The organism is Rhodothermus profundi (assembly GCF_900142415.1).
GTDB classification, from domain to species: Bacteria; Bacteroidota; Rhodothermia; order Rhodothermales; family Rhodothermaceae; genus Rhodothermus; species Rhodothermus profundi.
Genome location: NZ_FRAU01000008.1, coordinates 1 through 970, shown reverse-complemented (window position 1 = coordinate 970; position 970 = coordinate 1). Strand labels below are relative to the sequence as shown.

1 CRISPR repeat array is annotated in these 970 nt (G+C 44.2%).

What is annotated here, in order from left to right:
* Positions 1-5: 5 nt before the first annotated feature.
* Positions 6-964: a CRISPR direct-repeat array (repeat unit 30 nt; unit sequence CTTTCAATACCAAATAGGTGCGATTAAAAG).
* Positions 965-970: the final 6 nt, after the last annotated feature.

Sequence of the window (970 nt, the reverse complement as noted above, 5' to 3'; positions counted from 1 at the left end):
GGAGCCTTTCAATACCAAATAGGTGCGATTAAAAGTGATCGACTGGTGTCGAAGTGGGCGGGAGCAAGAAGCTTTCAATACCAAATAGGTGCGATTAAAAGCAATCCACCAGAAACCGTCTGTAATGCTTCCCTGCACTTTCAATACCAAATAGGTGCGATTAAAAGCGTCACGGCCGCTTCGCTGCGCACGCGCTGCGCAAGCCTTTCAATACCAAATAGGTGCGATTAAAAGCTTAAAAGACACGCCCCATGGAAAAATCGCACGTAACTTTCAATACCAAATAGGTGCGATTAAAAGGTGCGCTTTCGAGAGGGGCCAATTCTGCTGGTCTTCGCTTTCAATACCAAATAGGTGCGATTAAAAGACGGCTGTTTGCGCTGATCGGTACCTTGCGTCAGTACTTTCAATACCAAATAGGTGCGATTAAAAGTGTTTTACGATATGGATTTGGAAGATGTATTTAAAGACTTTCAATACCAAATAGGTGCGATTAAAAGGCTGCCCCCCGCCACCGTCTACTGCGAACCCTTCGCCTTTCAATACCAAATAGGTGCGATTAAAAGTTGACAGCCGGCGCATTCAGCAGCACATCCGTGTGGTCTTTCAATACCAAATAGGTGCGATTAAAAGGCCGATCTCCCCATAACCCGTATCCTGATACGCCCCCTTTCAATACCAAATAGGTGCGATTAAAAGCTGCCGTCGGGGAAGACGTAGCGCCACAGGTCTTTACTTTCAATACCAAATAGGTGCGATTAAAAGGTCATGCCGTCGTCATGAAGCATCCTCGACACTTTCTCTTTCAATACCAAATAGGTGCGATTAAAAGCAACAAATTTCAGTGATGATGCTATTGGAAATAGTTCTTTCAATACCAAATAGGTGCGATTAAAAGTTCGGCGTCTCGATGTACCAGCCTTTTACCATTTTCCTTTCAATACCAAATAGGTGCGATTAAAAGTTGAAA